14 protein-coding genes and 1 pseudogene are annotated in these 18046 nt (G+C 71.7%); 10 read left to right on the top strand and 5 right to left on the bottom strand.

Annotated elements, in window-relative coordinates:
* Nucleotides 1–9 precede the first annotated feature (9 nt).
* The 8 genes and pseudogenes from ACQEV1_RS34360 to ACQEV1_RS34325 all read left to right on the top strand — a co-directional run bounded on the left by ACQEV1_RS34360 (nucleotide 10) and on the right by ACQEV1_RS34325 (nucleotide 11483).
* Nucleotides 10–3024 carry an alpha-mannosidase gene (locus ACQEV1_RS34360; RefSeq protein WP_433399436.1) on the top strand — a complete coding sequence of 1005 codons (3015 nt, stop codon included), beginning with the start codon at nucleotides 10–12 and terminating at the stop codon, nucleotides 3022–3024.
* 274 nt (nucleotides 3025–3298) lie between these two features.
* Nucleotides 3299–4303: a methyltransferase gene (locus ACQEV1_RS34355; protein WP_433399433.1), complete on the top strand. Its 1005-nt coding sequence runs from the start codon at nucleotides 3299–3301 to the stop codon at nucleotides 4301–4303.
* A pseudogene (locus tag ACQEV1_RS34350) lies at nucleotides 4300–4524 on the top strand (AfsR/SARP family transcriptional regulator); the annotation flags it as partial. The gene ACQEV1_RS34355 and the pseudogene ACQEV1_RS34350, both read left to right, overlap by 4 nt.
* A 21-nt stretch (nucleotides 4525–4545) precedes the next feature.
* Entirely contained in the window at nucleotides 4546–6168 is a 1623-nt protein-coding gene (locus tag ACQEV1_RS34345; RefSeq protein WP_433406029.1) for a BTAD domain-containing putative transcriptional regulator, read from the top strand.
* Nucleotides 6169–6278: 110 nt separating this feature from the next.
* Complete coding sequence (locus ACQEV1_RS34340) at nucleotides 6279–7445, top strand: cytochrome P450 (protein WP_433399430.1); 1167 nt, start codon at nucleotides 6279–6281, stop codon at nucleotides 7443–7445.
* A gap of 116 nt (nucleotides 7446–7561) precedes the next feature.
* On the top strand, nucleotides 7562–9409 hold the full coding sequence (locus ACQEV1_RS34335) for a RiPP maturation radical SAM C-methyltransferase (RefSeq protein WP_285629917.1): 1848 nt from the start codon (nucleotides 7562–7564) through the stop codon (nucleotides 9407–9409).
* A gap of 3 nt (nucleotides 9410–9412) precedes the next feature.
* Nucleotides 9413–10048, top strand: a complete 636-nt coding sequence (locus ACQEV1_RS34330) for a DUF5825 family protein (protein ID WP_433399425.1) — start codon at nucleotides 9413–9415, stop codon at nucleotides 10046–10048.
* A 13-nt stretch (nucleotides 10049–10061) separates the two neighbouring features.
* Nucleotides 10062–11483, top strand: a complete 1422-nt coding sequence (locus tag ACQEV1_RS34325; RefSeq protein ID WP_433399422.1) for a M20/M25/M40 family metallo-hydrolase — start codon at nucleotides 10062–10064, stop codon at nucleotides 11481–11483.
* A gap of 51 nt (nucleotides 11484–11534) precedes the next feature.
* Here ACQEV1_RS34325 and ACQEV1_RS34320 read toward each other — a convergent pair whose 3' ends face one another.
* Both ACQEV1_RS34320 and ACQEV1_RS34315 read right to left on the bottom strand, forming a co-directional pair.
* Nucleotides 11535–12182, bottom strand: a complete 648-nt coding sequence (locus ACQEV1_RS34320) for a VOC family protein (protein WP_433399419.1) — start codon at nucleotides 12180–12182, stop codon at nucleotides 11535–11537.
* Nucleotides 12182–13237 carry a Glu/Leu/Phe/Val dehydrogenase dimerization domain-containing protein gene (locus ACQEV1_RS34315; RefSeq protein WP_433399416.1) on the bottom strand — a complete coding sequence of 352 codons (1056 nt, stop codon included), beginning with the start codon at nucleotides 13235–13237 and terminating at the stop codon, nucleotides 12182–12184. The genes ACQEV1_RS34320 and ACQEV1_RS34315 overlap by 1 nt, the downstream gene beginning before the upstream one ends.
* A 112-nt stretch (nucleotides 13238–13349) precedes the next feature.
* On the opposite strand from ACQEV1_RS34315, the gene ACQEV1_RS34310 reads away from it, so the two are divergent.
* Both ACQEV1_RS34310 and ACQEV1_RS34305 read left to right on the top strand, forming a co-directional pair.
* Nucleotides 13350–13814 (top strand): Lrp/AsnC family transcriptional regulator, encoded by a 465-nt coding sequence (locus ACQEV1_RS34310; protein WP_433399413.1) that lies wholly within the window; start codon nucleotides 13350–13352, stop codon nucleotides 13812–13814.
* 29 nt (nucleotides 13815–13843) lie between these two features.
* The gene (locus ACQEV1_RS34305; protein ID WP_433399410.1) at nucleotides 13844–14971 is read left to right on the top strand and encodes a diaminopropionate ammonia-lyase; all 1128 of its coding nucleotides are present in this window, start codon (nucleotides 13844–13846) and stop codon (nucleotides 14969–14971) included.
* A gap of 274 nt (nucleotides 14972–15245) precedes the next feature.
* Here the strand turns inward: ACQEV1_RS34305 and ACQEV1_RS34300 are convergent, their stop codons facing one another.
* The 3 genes from ACQEV1_RS34300 to ACQEV1_RS34290 are packed head-to-tail and all read right to left on the bottom strand — an operon-like array spanning nucleotide 15246 to nucleotide 18016.
* Nucleotides 15246–16187: a 1-phosphofructokinase family hexose kinase gene (locus tag ACQEV1_RS34300; RefSeq protein ID WP_433399407.1), complete on the bottom strand. Its 942-nt coding sequence runs from the start codon at nucleotides 16185–16187 to the stop codon at nucleotides 15246–15248.
* Nucleotides 16184–16981 carry a DeoR/GlpR family DNA-binding transcription regulator gene (locus ACQEV1_RS34295; RefSeq protein WP_433399404.1) on the bottom strand — a complete coding sequence of 266 codons (798 nt, stop codon included), beginning with the start codon at nucleotides 16979–16981 and terminating at the stop codon, nucleotides 16184–16186. The genes ACQEV1_RS34300 and ACQEV1_RS34295 overlap by 4 nt, the downstream gene beginning before the upstream one ends.
* Before the next feature lie 51 nt (nucleotides 16982–17032).
* Nucleotides 17033–18016 (bottom strand): ABC transporter substrate-binding protein, encoded by a 984-nt coding sequence (locus ACQEV1_RS34290; protein WP_285583886.1) that lies wholly within the window; start codon nucleotides 18014–18016, stop codon nucleotides 17033–17035.
* Between the last annotated feature and the right edge of the window lie 30 nt (nucleotides 18017–18046).

Here is an 18046-nt window from a genome sequence, read left to right as displayed (position 1 = left end):
GGAGCCTCCATGCACGACACCACCCCCCAGATCGAGATGCGCGTCGAGCGCTTCGTGCGCGAGCGTGTCGCGCCGGCCGTGGAGCGCCGGCACGTCGCGCTCGACGTGACGGCGTGGGAGGTGCCCGACGAGCCGGTGCCCTTCGCGGAGGCGGTGGCACAGGACTTCACCGCGTTCAAGCCCGGCATGGCCTGGAGCCGGCCGTGGGGCACGACGTGGTTCCACGTGACCGGTGAGATCCCCGAGGGGTGGGGCGGCGCGGACGTCGCCCTGGAGCTGGTCGTCGACCTGGGCTTCTCGGCGCGGCAGCCCGGCTTTCAGGCCGAGGGCCTCATCTACCGGCCCGACGGCACGATCGTGAAGGGCCTCGAGCCGCTGAACAACGCCGTGCCCGTCGGGCCCGGCCCGGTCGACCTCTACATCGAGGCCGCCTCGAATCCCGACGTGGGCGGGCACTACTTCTACCTGCCCACCCCGCTCGGCGACAAGGCGACCGCCGGCGCCGAGCCCATCTACACGCTCCGCCGCGTCGACCTCGTCGAACGCGACCTGACCGTGTACGGCCTGCTGCAGGACTGCTGGACCCTCGTCGGGCTCATGGAGCAGCTGGAGGCGTCCCTGCCGCGCCGCGCCGAGATCCTGCGCGCGCTCGAGCGGATGTGCGACGTCGTGGACCCCGACCGGGTGGCCGAGACCGCCGCGGCGGGCCGGGAGGCCCTGGCGGGCGTGCTCGCCTCGCCCGCCTACGCGAGCGCGCACCAGGTGATCGCGGTGGGGCACGCGCACATCGACTCGGCCTGGCTGTGGCCGACGCGCGAGACGATCCGCAAGTGCGCCCGCACCTTCTCGAACGTGCTGGCGCTCATGGACGAGTACCCGGACTTCGTGTTCGCCTGCTCCAGCGCGCAGCAGTACGCGTGGATGAAGGAGCACTACCCGGAGCTGTTCGAACGCATCCGCCGTCGCGTCGCCGACGGGCGCTTCGTGCCGGTCGGAGGAATGTGGGTCGAGTCCGACACGAACATGCCCGGCGGTGAGGCGCTCGCGCGTCAGTTCGTGCACGGGAAGGGCTTCTTCCTGCGCGAGTTCGGCTACGAGCCCGGCGACGTGTGGCTGCCCGACTCGTTCGGCTACACGGCGGCGCTGCCGCAGATCGCGCGCGCGGCAGGCGCCCGCGCGTTCCTCACCCAGAAGATCTCGTGGAACGAGAGCAACCGGATGCCGCACCACACCTTCTGGTGGGAGGGCATCGACGGCAGCCGCATCTTCACGCACTTCCCGCCGGCCGACACCTACAACTCCGACCTCTCCGGCGCCGACCTGGCCCGCGCCCAGCGGCAGTACGCCGAGAAGGGCGTCTCCAACGTCTCGCTCACGCCGTTCGGATTCGGCGACGGGGGAGGGGGACCGACCCGGGAGATGATGGAGGCCGCCGCCCGTACGCGCTCGCTGGAGGGGTCGCCGCGGGTCGAGGTCGGCACGCCGGAGCGCTTCTTCGAGCTCGCGCGGACCACTCACCCGGCGCCGGCCACCTGGTCGGGGGAGATGTACCTCGAACTGCACCGGGGCACCTACACCTCCCAGGCGAACACCAAGCAGGGCAACCGGCGCAGCGAACACCTCCTGCGCGAGGCGGAGCTCTGGAGCGCGACCGCGGCCTGGCGCGGGCTCGCGGACTACCCGTACGAGACGCTCGACGACGCGTGGCGCACCGTGCTGCTACAGCAGTTCCACGACATCCTGCCCGGCTCCTCGATCGCCTGGGTGCACCAGGAGGCGGAGCGCAACTACGCGGCCGTCGCCGCCGCGCTCGCCCCGGTGATCGACGAGGCGCAGCGGGCGCTCGCCGGGCCGGGCTCGGCGCCGGTCGTCTTCAACGCGGCACCGGTCGCCGCGGCCGGGGCGCCCGCGCTCGGCGCGGTGGCGGGGCCCCCGCCCGCCGGGGTCGCGCCCGTGGCCGCCGGCACCGGGTGGGTGCTCGACAACGGCGTCGTCCGGGCCGTCTTCGACGCCGCGGGCCTGCTCGTCTCGTTCGCCGAGACCGCCTCGGGGCGCGAGCTGGTGGCCGCCGGCGAGGCCGCGGCGCTGCTGCAGGTGTTCCGCGACACCCCGAACCAGTGGGACGCCTGGGACATCGACGCGCACTACCGCCACACCGTGACCGAACTGCGCGAGGCGGACGCGGTGGAGGCCACCGGCGACGCGCTCGTCGTGCGGCGCTCCTTCCACCGCTCGACGTTCACCCAGACCTTCCGGCTCGTGGAGGCGTCACCCGAGCTCGAGATCGAGACCCGCGTCGACTGGCACGAGCGGGAGAAGCTGCTCAAGCTCGCGTTCCCGCTCGCGGTGCACGCCGACCGGGCGTCGTCGGAGGTGCAGTTCGGGCACGTGCAGCGGCCCACCCACGCGAACACCTCCTGGGACATGGCGCGCTTCGAGACGGCGGCGCACCGGTGGGTGCACGTCGGCGAGCCGGGCTTCGGCGTGGCCGTCGCGAACGACTCGACCTACGGTCACGACATCACCCGCCGCTGGGCGGCGGACGGCTCGACGGTCACGCTGGTACGGGAGTCGCTGCTGCGCGCGCCGCGCTTCCCGGACCCCCATGCCGACCAGGGCGAGCATGTGCTGCGCACCGCGCTGCGGCCCGCCCCGACCGTGCTGGAGGCCCTCGACACCGGCTACCGGCTCAACCTCCCGGTGCGCGCGGTCACCGGAGGCGGCCCGGTGGCCCCGCTCGTCACGGTCTCCTCACCCGCGGTCGTGGTGGAGGCCGTCAAGCTCGCCGAGGACCGCTCCGGCGACCTCGTCGTACGGCTCTACGAGGCGCGGGGCGGCCGGGCGCGAGCGCGCGTCGAGGTCTCCGAGCCGGTCGAGCGGGCGTGGACGACCGACCTGCTGGAGCGCGACCCGGCCGACCTCGCCGACGCCGCCGTCCAGGCTTCCGCCTGGGCGGCCGGGGAACCGATCGAGATCGCGTTCCGGCCGTTCGAGATCGTCACGTTGCGGCTGCGGCGCGCCTAGCGTCGACGGCGAGCACGGACCGTCAATGCCGTACGAGCGGCCGATGGCGGTCAGTAGCGCCGCGTGAAAATGGGATGAATCCGTGCTGAGCTCGTAAGGCATAGCAATCCGGACATCTGGCTGAATCCGCGCCGGACGCACTCGTGCGAGCTCACCATGGAGGAAAGGTGCCCGCGACCGCTGACGCCGTCGATCCGATCGAACCCTACGTTCTCAATCTCGCGGTCCGGGCCGGGCGGGCGCGGCCGGCGACGCGCGTGTCCGCGTGACGGGCATGTTCGAGCGTCTCAACGCCCTGTTGGACGGTCACATCCGCACCCAGTTGGTGGCGTCGGCGGTCCGCTTCCAGATCCCGGACCATCTCGCGGACGGGACGCTCACCGACGTCGAGCTCGGCGGGCTGACGGGGATCGGCGTCCCGACGTTACGCCGGTACATGCGTGCGCTGGAAGGGCTCGGGCTGGTCGAGCCGGCCGGGGAGAACGCGTATCGCGGTACGGAGCTGATCGAGCTGCTCCGCCGTGGCACCGGCAGCCTCTACGGCCACGCGCTGATGGCGGGCACGGAGTACTACCAAGCCTGGTCCGAACTGGACTACGCGCTGCGGACCGGCGACTCCGCCTTCGAGCACCGGTACGGCCGTGATCTGTGGCACCACCTGGACGGCGACGATGACGCGGCGGTGTCGTTCGCGCGCACCATGCGGTCCAACACCGAGCGTTTCCTCGAGGAGATTCTCGAGCTGTACGACTTCCCGGACGACGGTGTGGTCGCCGACCTGGGCGCGGGGGACGGCACCCTGCTGGCCGAGCTCCTGGTGCGCTCCCCGAAACTGCGCGGCATCGCGTTCGAGCAGCCCGCCACCATCGGCATCGCGCGGCAGACGATGGAGGACCGCGCCGTCGCGGACCGGTGCGAATTCGTCGCGGGCGACTTCATGGCCGAGGTTCCCCGAGGTGCCGACATCTATGTCATCAAGTCGGTCATCCATAACTGGAACGACGAAGCGGCGCTGCGCATCCTGCGCAACTGCCGGGCCTCGGTCGGAGAGCACGGGCGGCTGCTCCTCATCGAGCGCGCGCTGAAGATCGACGATGCGCTGGAAGCGGCGATCCGAGACCTGGCCATGCTCGTACTCCTCGGGGGCCAGAGTCGTTCGGTCGGGGAGTACGAGGCGCTGCTGCGACGGGCCGGATACGCCGTGGAAAGGACGTTGACCGCGCCCTCCGGTTTCTGCCTGCTCGAAGCGAGACCATCTTGGGGGTATTTCGTCAGATGAAGTACGGGGTACTGGGAGCACTCACGGCGACCGGCAGCGAACCGCTTGTCTTACGCCCCAGAGAACGCTCTATCGTCGCCTTACTTCTCATCAATCGAAATCATGTTCTTTCCACGTCCAGGATCGTCGACGAACTCTGGAGCTCCCGGCCACCCGAATCGGCGAACAACCTCGTTCAGCAGTACGTCTCACGCATCCGGAGTCAGCTGCGCGACCGTGGTGACGACGCGGCCGCCGAGAGTTTGCGGACCTGCGGACCGGGCTATCTGCTGCGCTGCGACGACACCGAACTCGACTCGGTGTGCTTCGAGTCGATGCTGGACAACGCACGCGACGCGTTGGCGAAACGGCGGTACAAGACGGCGGCGCGGCTCCTGAGCGACGGACTCCGCATCTGGCGCGGGGCGCCGTTCCTGGACATCCAGCGGATGCCGACGGTGGTCGCGGAGGCCTGCCGCCTCGAAGAACAGCGGCTGCGGGCCATCGAGGAGCGGTTCGACGCGGAGCTGGCGCTGGGCCACCACACCGGGCTGGTCGGCGAGCTGACGGCGCTGGTCGCCATCCATCCCTTCCGGGAACGGCTGCGCGGCCAGCTCATGCTCGCCCTGTACCGCTCCGGGCGTCAGGTCGAGGCGCTGGAGCAGTACCGCGACACCCGGCGCATGATGATGAGCGAGCTGGGCGTCGAACCGGGGTACGAACTGCGTCGGCTCGAACGCGCCATCCTCAACTCCGCCCCGGATCTCACCGCGCCCGAGAACGTGGTGGCGCGGTGGCCCGTCCCCGCCCAGCTCCCCTCCTGCATCGGCGACTTCACCGGACGCTCGCGGGAGGTGGCCCACGGCTGCGAGGTCCTGCGGGGCGACCGGCGGCCGGGCGAGTGGAGATCCCTCCCCGTTCTGAAGCTCGTCGGCAAACCCGGAGTCGGGAAGACGACGCTGGCCGTCCAGATCGCGCACCAGGTGCGCCGGGATTTCCCGGACGGTCAGCTCTTCGTCGACCTGGACGGCCTGGGCCCGCGCCCGCTTCAGCCGTCGTACGTGCTCGGGCGCTTCCTGCGCACGCTGGGTGTGCCCGCCGCCGACCTGCCCGACGACGTCGAAGAACGCCGCGAGTACTTCCTGAGCCTTACGGCCGACCGTCGTCTGCTCCTCGTCCTGGACAACTGCGCGGATGAGGCGCAGATCCGCCCGCTGCTGCCCGGGTCCGCCGGCTGCGCGGTCATCATCACGGGCCGCCAGAGCCTCGCCGGCCTCGAAGGCGCCCGGCATCTGGTCGTGGATGCGTTCGGCCCCGAGGAGGCGGTCGAACTGCTCTCGCGCGTCTCCGGCTCCGAGCCGGCGGTGTCCAGGACCCGTACGGCCGCCGAGGTCGTCCGCCTGTGCCAGCACTTGCCTCTCGCGATCCGGATCGCCGGGTCCATTCTGGCCGTGAGCCCTTCGGCGACGCTCGACGGGGTCGCCGGCCGGCTCCGTACGGCCCCGCTGGACGAGCTCACGATCGGCGATCTGTCGATGCGCTCCAGCATCCGCCTTAGCTACGAACGCCTCGACTCGCGGGCCAAGCGGGCCTTCCGGAGGCTCGCGCTGCTGCAGACCTCCCACTTCGCGGACTGGAGCTGCGCGGCGGTGACCGGGGAGGGCATCACGTACGCGGGCCGCCTGCTCGACCATCTCGCCCAGCATCACCTGCTGGAGTCGGTGCGCGTGCCCGGAGGGCATGTTCGCTACTTCTTCGACGGCATCCTCCGCGCCTTCGCCCAGGAGCGAGCTCGCGTCGAAGAGCCGGCGGACGTCCGGCACACGGTCGACGCTCGCCCCGTGGCCGGAGCGGTCCCGGCGATCGGCCTCCGGCTCAAGTGCTGAGCCCCGTCCTGACCTCGCGAAAAGCAGATGTAAAGCGGACGTGCAAACCGTCAGTCGAAACTCCGTATGGCTGCGGACCACGTGTGATGTCCTCAGGAGGTTGCTCCGCGATGCCTGAAGCCCTGTCGACCGACCGGATCCTCGCGTTGGCCGAGCCGGAGACCCTCCGCGATCCGTATCCCGCGTACGCCCGGCTGCGGGAGGCCGAACCCGTGTACTGGAGCGAGGCGATCGACTCCTGGGTGCTGACGCGTTACGAGGACTGCGTGGCCGTCCTGCGGAACTCCCGGGCGTTCGCGTCGGACTGGCGCCGTACGGGAGAGCAGATCCCGACTCCGCTGCTCAGCATCCAGTCGCTCGACCCGCCCGAGCACACGCTGATCCGCCACTTCATGGTGAACGCCGTCCGTACCCTCGACCATCCGGCGCTCCAGCGGATGATCGCCGACCGGGTCCGCGAGCGGCTCGCGCGGATACGGCGCCAGGACTCGTTCGACGTCGTCACCGAGTTCGCCGCCCCGATCGCCCTGGACACCATCGTCGCGGTGCTCGGCGTCGCGCGGCCGGAGCCGGAGTGGTTCCTGCCGACCTCCCAGGCGATCGTCGACGGCATGGACGCCGGGGTGTGGCCGGAGACGCACGAGCCGGCGGTGGCGGCGCGCGCACGGCTCGCCGAGCTCGCCGAGGGCTGGCTCGCCGATCCGCCGGACGCCGGTCTCGTCGGCTACGTGGCGGCCCACGGCGCCGACTCGGGCATCGAGCGGCCGGTCCTGCTCAACACGCTCCGCGCGGTGTTTCACGCGGGATTCGAGTCGGCCGGCCGGCTGCTCGCCAACGCGCTCGCCGCGATGGCCGCGGTGCCGGACGCGCTCGGCCGGTTCGCGGCGGCCGAGACGCCGGTGGCGGTCGAGGAACTGGTCCGCCACAGCGCGCCGGTGCAGGCCGACGGCCGGGCCTGTGTCCAGGAGACCTCGATCGGCGGGACGGTCATCCGCCGGGGCGAGGCGGTCACGATGCTGCTCGGCGCGGCCAATCGGGATCCGGCGCGTTTCCACGACCCGGACGCGCTGGACTTCGGCCGTGCTCCGAACCCGCATGTCGGCTTCGGCCGTGGCGCGCACTCGTGCCTCGGGCAGTCGCTCGCGACGTTACAGGCGGGCGTCGTCTTCGAGATCCTCGCCGCCGAGTGCGACCGGATCCGTGCCGTCACGGCGCCGGTCTACCGGCGCAATCTGACCCTCCGCGGGCCATCGCGGTTCGAGGCCCGCCTCGCCTGACAGCCGAAGGAGGTGCGCCATGCGTTACGTGCACTGAACCCAGTGATCGGCCCTGTGCCCCGCGGCCTGCGCCCCGTGGCACAGGGTCGCCCCCTCAACCCGTCCAGGGAGACCCCATGCGTATCTGCCTCGTGTCGATGCCCTGGCACCTGCTCGAGACGCCGTGCCTGCCCATCGGGTTACTGCGCGCCCGGGTCGACGCCTGCCGTGACCCGCACACGGTCGTCGACTACTACGGCAACCTCCGCTGGGCCGAGTATCTCCTCGACGTCTCCGGCGGTCAGATCGCCGAGGCCGAGTACTCCTACGTCGCCGACCGTGGAGTCTGGCACGAGATGGGCGAATGGATCTTCGCCGGGGCGCTGTACGACGATCCGGCCTGGCGCGTGGACACGTACCGCGCCTATCTGGAGGCACGGAACCTCGACCCCGGCGCCTCGCTGCGCATGCGCGAGCACGCCGCCGGCTTCGTCGACCTGGCCGCCCGGGAGATCCTGGAAGAGCGGCCGGACCTGGTGGGCTTCACCACGACCTTCCAGCAGAACGTCTCCTCACTCGCGGTCGCCAGGCGCATCAAACAGCTCCGCCCGGACGTCCAGGTGGTGTTCGGCGGCGGCAACTGCGACGGCCCGATGGGCGCGGCCCTGCACCGCAACTTCCCCTTCGTCGACCATGTCGTGAGCGGCGAGGGCGAGCTCGCCTTCGTCGCGCTGCTCGACGCGCTGAGTGAGGGACGAGCGCCGGCCGGTGTGCCGGGGCTGGTCACCCGGGGGCCGGACGGCGAGAGCGTCGCGGGACCGCCGGCCGCCATGGTGCCGATCGACATGGTGCCCCGCCCCGACTTCACGGCCTGGTGGTCGGCCTACGGCGACGGCAGGTTCGCCGAGCGGCTGAGCCCGGTGCTGCTGTACGAGGCGAGCCGTGGCTGCTGGTGGGGCGAGAAGCACCACTGCACGTTCTGCGGCCTGAACGGCACCACGATGAAGTTCCGCGCCAAGCCGGCCACACGAGTCTGGGACGACATCACCCACCTGGTGGAGACCCACGGCGTGCTCGACATCGTCACCGTGGACAACATCCTCGACGTCGCCTACCTCGCCGAACTCATGCCGCGGATCCAGGAGTCCGGCTGGGACCTGCGGATCCGGTACGAGGTCAAGGCCAACCTCAAGCCCGACCAGCTCGCCGCGCTGCGGGACGCGGGCGTCACGCACATCCAGCCGGGCATCGAGAGCCTGAACTCCCGTGCGCTGCGGCTCATGGACAAGGGCGTGCACGGGACGCAGAACGTGTTCCTGCTCCGCGCGAGCGATGAATACCAGCTCACGGTGGACTGGAACTACCTGTACGGGTTCCCCGACGAGCGGGCCGGCGACTACCGCCCGGTGATCGAGCAGATACCGGCGATGGTGCACCTCCAGCCTCCGTCCGGATCCGTCCGCGTCCTCATCGAGCGGTTCAGCCCGCACTTCCAGTCACGCGAGCGGGGCTTCGCCGAGCGACGTCCCTCGCGGATGTACCAGCACGTCTACGACCTGCCCGAATCCGAGCTCGAAGACTTGGCGTACCAGTTCGAGGCGCCGCCGCAGGGCATCGACGAGGACGTCGCCTCCGACCTTCGGGCCGCCATCGCGGCCTGGCGGCACGACCATGCGGCCAGCACCCTGACCTGGCGGGAGACCGAAGACGGGCTGGTGATCGACGAGGGCCGCGCGGGCCGGCCCCGATGCGAGTACGTCCTGAGCGATCCGGCTCAGGCCCGCTCGTACCGGCTGATGGAACGGCCGCGCACGATCGCGGCCCTCGCGCGCGAGCTGGCGGCGGAAGGGTTCGCGATGAGCGAGGAGACGCTGCGGCGATGGGTCGGCGAGCTCCGCGGCGCCGGGCTGGTCTTCGAAGACGACGACCGGGTCGTCGCGCTGGCCACCAACCGCAGGCCCCTACGCGTCGCCGAGGTGGGATGAGCCATGGACACCACACTCGCCGTGCGGAAGCCGGGCGCCGTGCTCGGCGATCGCCTCGAGGTGAGCACGTCGGAGCTGTCGCGACGCCTCGCGGACGGCGCGGCCGCTCCGGTCCTGCTCGTCACCGGGACCCCGTACGCGCCCGGCCTGGACGCGGTGACCGGAGATCTGCTGTGGCAGGCCGGCGTACGGGAGGTACGGATACGGGAGACCGTGCGCGCCGACGACGGACTCCTCCACTTCCTCCGTTTCCTGCGCGAGGCGGCGAGCCATGACATCGAGGTCGTCTGGGAGAGTACGGGCGATCTGGGCTGTGATACCCGGCTCCTGTACCACCTGCCCCCGCGGGCCGGGGATCCGTCCTGGCGTTCGGCCTATCGGTACGGGCTGTGCCACTACCGGGTCGGACCGGGATTCGTGACCGTCACCGATCAGCGGCGTGGCCCGGCCGTGCCCTTCACCCTCCGGAACCCGCAGGAGATCGGGCTCGTCCAGGATCTCGATCGTCCGGGGCCGTCGGACGAGTCGTCCGCTTTCGCCGGGCTGCTGCGATCGGGCTTGATCATCAGTAACGGCCGTGATGCGCTTTGTCTGCCCTATCGGCTACGTCGATGGCCGATACCGTGCACCGTCATCTGACCCGAGGAGTCTGATGAGAGCCCTTCTCGCCGCCGTCGCCGCGGTGGCCATCACCGGCTCGCTGACCGCGGCCGGCTCACCTCCGGACGACGATCTCTGGCTGGCCGACCACCTCGCCAGGACCACGTCCGGGAAGCAAGCCCTCGCCCACCTGCGAGCCTTCGAACGGATCGCCGACGAGAACGGCGGCCAGCGCGCGACGGCGACGCCGGGATTCGCGGCGTCGGCGCGTTACGTCACCGAGCAGCTCACCACCGCCGGCTACCAGGTGAAGAGCCAGACGGTGCCCTATCGGCAGTTCGTGTTCGACGCCGAGTCCGGCCAGGAGATCGCTCCGCACGCTCGTACGATCCGAACGCTGATGATGGACGGCTCGCCGGTCACCCCCAAGGGCGGCTTAACAGCCCCCCTGGTCTTCGCGCCGGTCAAGGCCGACGGCACGAGCGGATGCACGGCCGCGGACTACGACGGGCTCCCGGTACGGGGTGCGATCGTGCTCGCCCCGCGCAGTTCCTGCGGGTACACCAACCAGCAGAAGGTCATCGCCGGGCTGGGAGGCCGCGCGATGCTGATGTACCTGCCGGTGCCGGACCCCGAGAACATCTATCGGCTGCACGTCTTCACCCCTTCGGACTTCACGATCCCCTCGGCGACCATCTCGCCTGAGCAGGCCGGGCAACTGAGCACCGACGCCGCGCAGCACCCCATCACCTTCCACCTCGAGCTCCGCGGCCACGTCGCCGACAAGAAGACCGTCAACCTCTTCGCGGAGACGCGCGGCGGCTCCGCCGACCACATCGTGATGGCCGGCGCCCATCTGGACAGCGTGCCCGAGGGGCCGGGCATCGACGACAACGCGAGCAGCGTGGCCGCCCTGCTGGAGACGGCCAGGCGGCTCGCTCCGTTCCAGAACCGAGTACGCGACAAGGTGCGGTTCGCCTTCTGGGGAGCGGAAGAGCAGGTCGACGTCGGTTCCGACTACTACGTCGAGCACCTGTCGTCCGCCGAGAAGGCCGCCATCGACCTCTACGAGAACTTCGAGCTGATCGCCTCGCCGAACTTCGCCCGCTTCCTCATCGACGGCGACGTGCCGGAGGCACCGGGCTCAGCGACCGTCACGAAGGTCTTCGAGCAGTACTTCACCCGCGCCGGCCTGCCGTTCAAGACCGAACCGGTGACGGGCGTCGGCTCGGATCAGGCACCGTTCGTGACGGCCGGCATAGCGGTCGGCGGGATGGACATGGGCACGATCGGGCTGAAGACGCCTGAGGAGGCCGCGATGTTCGGCGGGCAGGCGGGACAGCAGTACGACCACTGCTATCACCAGACGTGCGACCGGGTGGCGAACCTCAGCCTCCAGGCCCTGGACGAGAACGTGCCCGCGATCGCCTGGACCATCGGCCGCTTCGCCATGGACACCTCGGACGTGAGATAGGCCCGGGCCGCTGACCCGGGGTGGCAAGGAGGTCAGGGTCGTCTCACTCGATCAACGTGCCGTGAGGAGGACGAACTCGTTTCCTTCGGGATCCGCCAGGAGGTCGGCTTCCGGCGCCGGGTCGCCGCCGGGGGCGGCGACCTCCAGGAGCAGGCGGTTCCGGCCCGTCTTGGGGGCCGCGGGCGGCCCCATGACCACCCGGGGGCCTCGCACCGACGGCGAGCGGAGGCTGATCCCCCAGTCGCCCCGGTCCACGATCCGCCATCCCAGGGCCGGAGCCCAGAACCGGCCCTGCGCGTCCGGATCGGCGGCGTCCAGGCAGATCGCGGCGAGCCGGCCCGCGGAGTCGTCCTCGGGCAGCACGCAGAACTCGTTGCCCTCCGGGTCGGCGAGCACGGTCCAGGGCACCGCGCCCTGCCCGATGTCGGCCCGGGACGCGCCCAGGGCGAGGACCCGTTCCACCTCCCGCGCCGGGTCGGGCCCACCGGCCAGGTCCAGGTGCAGCCGGTTCTTGCCCGCCTTCGGCCCGGTGGCCGGCACGAACCGCAGCCGTACGGCGGCGTCGCCCGTGCGGACCTCCGTCCGCTCACCGTCGGGGTGCTCCTCGACCGCCGTCCCGTTCAGGGCCTCGGCCCAGAAGCGGGCCAGGGCGCCCGGGTCCAGCGCTTCGAAGACGACCCCGACCAGCCCCGCCGGCATCATCGCCTCCCCGGGGCCGTGGCGGCGGTCCGTAGGCGGCGCTCGATCAGCTCGCGTGCCGCCTGCGCGGGCGTCGTGCCCGTGGTCCGCGCCCGGGTCAGCAGGTCCGTGACGGTGTTCTCGATGGCCTGGACGCGGCCGAGGCCCTCGTCGGCGGTCCCGCGCTGGAGCTCGACCGTGACGGCGTAGGTGACGCCGCCCGCTCCGGCGATGTAGTCGGGGACCCAGATGATGCCGCGGCCGTGGAGCAGGTCGGCGACCTCGGGAGTGGCGAGTTGGTTGTTGGCGGGTCCGGCGATGGCGGCGCAGCGGAGCCGGGGGACGATCCGTTCGGTGAGCACGCCGCCGAGGGCCGCGGGCACCAGGAGGTCGACGTCGGCGGTCAGCGCCCGCTCCGGGTCGTCCCAGGCGGCACCGAGCTCGGCGCTCAGCGCCCGTTTGGCGGGGTCGATGTCGCTGAGCAGCAGGTCGGCTCCCTCGTCGGCGAGCATCCGGGCGAGCCGTTCGCCGACGCTGCCCACCCCGACCACGGCCACGCGACGGCCCGTGAGGTCCGGCGTGCCGTGAAGATGTCCGCTGACGGCCCGCAGAGCGGCCAGCGCCCCGGTCGCGGTGGGGTCGGAGGAGTCCCCGCTGCCGCCGCGCCCCAGCGGCCGGCCGAGCACATGGCCGGTGCGTTCCCCGATGACCGTCATGTCGTCGGGTGTCGTGCCGACGTCCGGGCCGGTCGCGTACCGGCCGTCCAGGGAGGCGGCGGCATCGGCCACGTCGTGCAGCACGTCGCGGCGCAGGGACGGGGTGAGCGTGACCCCTCCGGGCAGGGCGACGACGGTCTTGCCGCCTCCGTTGTCGAGTCCGGCCGCCGCGCACTTGGCGGTCATGCCGGCGGACAGGCGCAGGGCGTCCGCGAGGCCGTCCCGCCAGTCGGCGTACTGCCGGACACGGCATCCTCCGACGGCCTGCCCGAGCGTGGACGAGTGCACGGCGACGATGATCGGCAGGCCCGACCGCCGCCCCGTACGGATCAGGACCTGTTCGTGCTCGAAGGTGGACACGCCACCGGACCTCCTGTCGTGCGAACGGTGATACCGCTCAAGGGTCGGCCATCTGGATGGCCGCAGACCAGTGAACCGTACAGATGAGCGGAGATCTGGCAGGATCCCGGCTGTGGACGAACTTGATTCGGAGATCATCCGGCTTCTCCAGACAGATGCGCGGCAGTCCAACCGCGAACTGGCCCGCCGGCTCGGCGTCGCGCCCTCGACCTGCCTCGAACGCGTCCGGGCGCTCAGCCGACGCGGCGTCATACGCGGCTACCACGCCGAGATCGACCCCGCCGCGCTCAACCGCGGCGTGCAGGCCATGGTCTCGGTCCAGGCGCGTCCCCTCAGCCGTGCCGTCATCGACGCCTTCAAGGACTCCGCGAGCGCCATGCCGGAAGTGCTCAGCGTCTTCGTACTGGGCGGCGGTGACGACTTCCTCCTCCACGTCGCCGTGCAGGACCTCGACCACCTGCACGCCTTCCTGCTCGACCGGCTGAGCAAGCGCCGGGAGATCGTGGGCTTCCGCACGTCGGTCATCTTCCAGCAGGTGCACAACGCCGTTCCGGCCCGGCTGCCGGACCCGGTCTGATCCCGCACGACGTCGACGGAGGTGCTCCCATGCCGCACAGAGTCTCCATGAACGCCGGCTGGGCCGGACGCGAGGTGGGCGGCCCGGCGCCGCACGCCGCCGAGGTCGAGGCCTTCCACCACTCGCTGCCGGGGTTCCGGCCCACACCGCTGGTCGAGGTGCCCCGGCTGGCCGCCGGCCTGGGGGTCCGGCGGCTCTTCGTCAAGCACGAGTGCGAGCGGCTCGGCCTGCCGTCGTTCAAGGTCGTCGGCGCGGCGTGGGCGGTGCACCGCGCGATCGCGGACCGGCTGGGCGTGGTCGTGCCGCCGCGGTTCGACGCGAGCCTGGCCGCGGCGCGGTCGCTGCCTCCCGGCACGGCGCTCACCACCGCGACCGACGGCAACCACGGGCGGGCCCTCGCGCACCTGGCGCGCCTGTTCGGGCTCGGCTGCCGTGTCCTCGTCCCGCGCGGGCTGTCGGATGAGCGGATCGCCGCGATCGAGGGCGAGGGGGCGGAGGTCGAGGTCGTCGACGGTTCCTACGACGACGCCGTCCGCCGGTGCGCGGCCGACGCGCGCGACCACGCGGACCGCCTGCTCGTCTCCGACACCTCCTGGTCCGGGTACGAGACGATCCCCGCGGCCGTCGCGGAGGGGTACGGCACGATCTTCCGTGAGGCACGCGACCAGCTCGCGGAGGCGACGGGTGGTGCGGCCGGCTTCACGCTGGCGGTGGTGCCCGCGGGCGTGGGCTCGTTCGCCTCGGCCGCCGTGCGGAGCCTGGCCGCCGACCGCTGTGCCGTCGTCACCGCCGAACCCCTGGCCGCCGACTGCGTCCGGCGGTCGATCGCCGCGGGACGGCCGGTCACCGTGCCGGGTCCGCACGAGTCCATCATGGCGGGGCTGAACTGCGGTGAGGTGTCGCACGTCGCGTGGCCGGTGCTGCGGCGCGGCCTGCGCGCCGCCGTCGCGGTCTCCGACGACGAGGTGAGAGACGCGATGCGGGGCCTGGCCGCCGAGGGCATCGCGTCGAGCGAGAGCGGTGCGGCGGGCCTCGCGGGCCTGGCCGTACTCCTGCGGGAGGGGACGTTCTCGCACGCCGGCGACGGCACGGCCCTGGTGGTCGACACGGAGGGCGTCACGGACCTCGACGCCTACCGCGCGGTCGTCGATGGGTGAGACCTGCTCCGCCGAGGTCGCCGGCCGTTCCGGCCGAGTCAGGGACGCGTCGCCTCGCCGGGTCAGGAGCGGCGCAGGCGTCGCCGTTCGTCGACGCGGTCGTGCGGGGTGATGTCGGTGGTGGGGTCGGTGGCGTCGGTCTGGTGGACGGTGCCGGGCCGCCGTGGGTCAGGAGCGGCGCAGGCGTCGCCGTTCGTCCACGTGCTCGTGCGGGGTGATGTCGGTGGTGGGGTCGGTGGCGTCGGTCTGGTGGACGGTGCCGGGCTGCCGTGGGTCAGGAGCGGCGCAGGCGTCGCCGTTCGTCCACGCGGTCGTGCAGGGTGACGTCGGCGGTGGGGTCGGTGCCGTCGGCCTGCAGCACGGTGCCCGGCTGCCGTACGGCGGCCGCCGACCAGCCGAGTGCCGTCCGCAGTGCCTCGGGGCCGCGGGCGCCGGCGGCCAGGAAGCCGGCCAGCAGCGCGTCCCCGGCGCCCACGGTGCTGCGCGGATCGGCGACGTACGCCTCGCCGTGCACGACCTCGTTCTCCTCGACGAGCACGGCGCCGTCCGGGCCGAGGCTGGCCAGCACGGCCCCCGCGCCGAGTTCGCGGAGACGCCGGGCGGCGGTCAGCGCGTCCCCGAGGGTCTCGATGGCGTGGCCGGCCGCTTCGGCGAGTTCGTCGGCGTTCGGCTTGATGAGGTCCGGGCCGGCGGGCAGCGCCGCGGCGAGCGGCGCCCCGGAACTGTCCACCGCGATGCGCGCCGGCGTGTGACGGGCCGCGCCGACCAGTTCGGCGTAGAAGCCGGATCCGGCGCTGACCGGCAGGCTGCCGCATCCGACGAGCCACTCCGCCCGCTCGCCGGCGCTGATCGCCGCCTCGACCAGTGCCTTCAGCTCCGTCTCGGTCAGGTGGGGGCCGGGCTCGTTCACCTTGGTGACCGTGCCGTCGGGCTCCAGGACACTGATGTTGCTGCGTACTTCGCCACCGATCGGAACGGCCACGTACTCCAGGCCCCGTGCGCGCAGCATCGTCTCCAGGCGGGCGCCCTCGGCCCCGCCGACGGGGACCACCGCGCGGCTCGCGTACCCGTGGGCGCTCAGCGCCAGCGCCACGTTGACGCCCTTGCCGCTCGGCTCGCTCCAGCTGCTGCTCGCGCGCAGGACCTCGCCGTGGGCCAGGCGGCCCACGGCGAGTGTCCGGTCGACACTCGGGTTGGGGGTGACTGTCACGATCATGCGCGTTTCACTTCTACTCCCACGTCCTCGAACCGGCGGACGTCCGCGTCGGACAGGCCGGTGTCGGTGATCAGAAGGTCGATCTCGGAAAGGTCGCCGTACTTGTAGAGGCTGATGTGCCCGGCCTTGCTGTGGTCGGCGAGCAGCACCCGGCGGCGGGCCGCGCCGAGCATGAGGCGCTTCACCGTCGCCTCGGACTCGTCCGGCGTGCGCAGGCCGTCCTCCACGGTGAACCCGTTGGTGCCGAGGAAGGCGACGTCCACCCGGATCTCCGACAGCGCGCGCACGGCCCAGTTGTCGACCTCGGCGAACGTCCGGCTCCGCACCCGGCCGCCCAGCGTGTGCACGGTGAGCCGCGGACGCGTCGCCAGCGTCATGGCGATCGTGAGGGCGCTGGTGAACACGGACAGGTCGCGGTCGCCGGGCATCAGCTCGGCGAGGCAGGCCGTCGTCGACCCGGCGTCGATGAGCACCGCGCCCTCGCCCGGTACCTCGGCCAGCGCCGCGCGTGCGATCCTGCGCTTCTCCTCCGTGTACTCGGTGCGCGCCGCGACCGCCGGTTCGAAGGACAGGTCCTCCACGGCCACCGCACCGCCGTGCACGCGGTGCAGCAGGCCCTGGCGTTCCAGCTCGCTGAGGTCCTTGCGGATCGTCTCCGTCGACACGGAGAGCCGATCCGCCATGTCCGTGACGTCGACGCGTCCCGCGCTGCGCAGCGTCTGCAGCAGGATCTGCTGGCGCTGCGCGGCGTACGGCGGGCGGCCGGGTCGGCGTTCGCCGGTCGATGCCACCATCAGTCCCTCCTTCATGGCAGGCGGGCCGCGGTGGGCGGCCCGCGCCACCCGCTAGCAGGACGTCTTGTAGGCGGCCTGTCCGCCTGCCGGCTTCGACAGGTCATCCTGGGTGATCGTGGTGGTCGTTGTCCCGATTTTGGGGTTGGGCTTCTTCCCGGTCAGCGACGCGACGAGCTGGTCGACCGCCTGGGTGCCGATCTGGTACGGCTGCTGGGCCACGAGCGCCTGGACGTCACCGCGCTTGAGCTGCTGCATCTGCACCGGTCCGGCGTCGAAGCCGACCGTCTTGACGGCGCCCTGCTTGCCCGCGTTGCGCAGACCCGTGGCCGCGCCCTCGGCGGCGAACTGGTTGGTGGCGAACACGCCCTTCAGGTCGGGGTTGGCCGACAGGGTGGCGGAGATGATCGAGGCGGCCTTGGCCGGGCTGTTGTCGTTGACCTGCGCGCCGAGGTACTTGATACCGGAGTACTTCTTGATCTCCTGCTCGAAGCCGTGCTGCCGGTCGTCCGAGGTGGAGGCGCCCGCCTTGAACGCGATCACCAGCACCTTGCCCTGCTGGCCGATGAGCTTGGCCAGAGCGTCCGCCGCCGAGGCGCCGGCCGCGACGTTGTCGGTCGAGACGCTGGAGGAGGCGATGCCGTCCTTGGACAGCGTGGTGTCGACCAGGCCGATCTTGATGCCGGCCTGCTTGGCCTGGAGCAGCGGCGGCACCATCGCCTTGGCGTCGGTCGGGGCGATCAGGATCCCGGCCGGCTTCTTGGCGACGACCGCGTTGACGATCGGGGTCTGCAGCGACGCGTCGAACTGCTGCGGCGCCTGCATGTCGACCTTCATGCCGTTCTTGGCCGCCTCGGCCTGGATGCCGCACTGCATGGTGATGTAGAAGCTGTCGCCGGAGACACCGGGGACGAACGAGATCGTCTTCCCCTTGACGTCGCCGGTCGACCCGCCGCCGCCTCCGCTGTTGCCGCTGCTGCACGCGGCCAGCCCGAGGGCGAGCGCGGCCGCCACTCCGAGCACCTTCGTGGTGTACATCGATCCTCCGTAAGGTTCCGAATGAAAGAG

The sequence above is a fragment of the Actinoallomurus sp. CA-142502 genome (genome assembly GCF_050936355.1).
GTDB classification, from domain to species: Bacteria; Actinomycetota; Actinomycetes; order Streptosporangiales; family Streptosporangiaceae; genus Actinoallomurus; species Actinoallomurus iriomotensis.
This window is presented reverse-complemented; position numbering and strand designations above follow the sequence as displayed.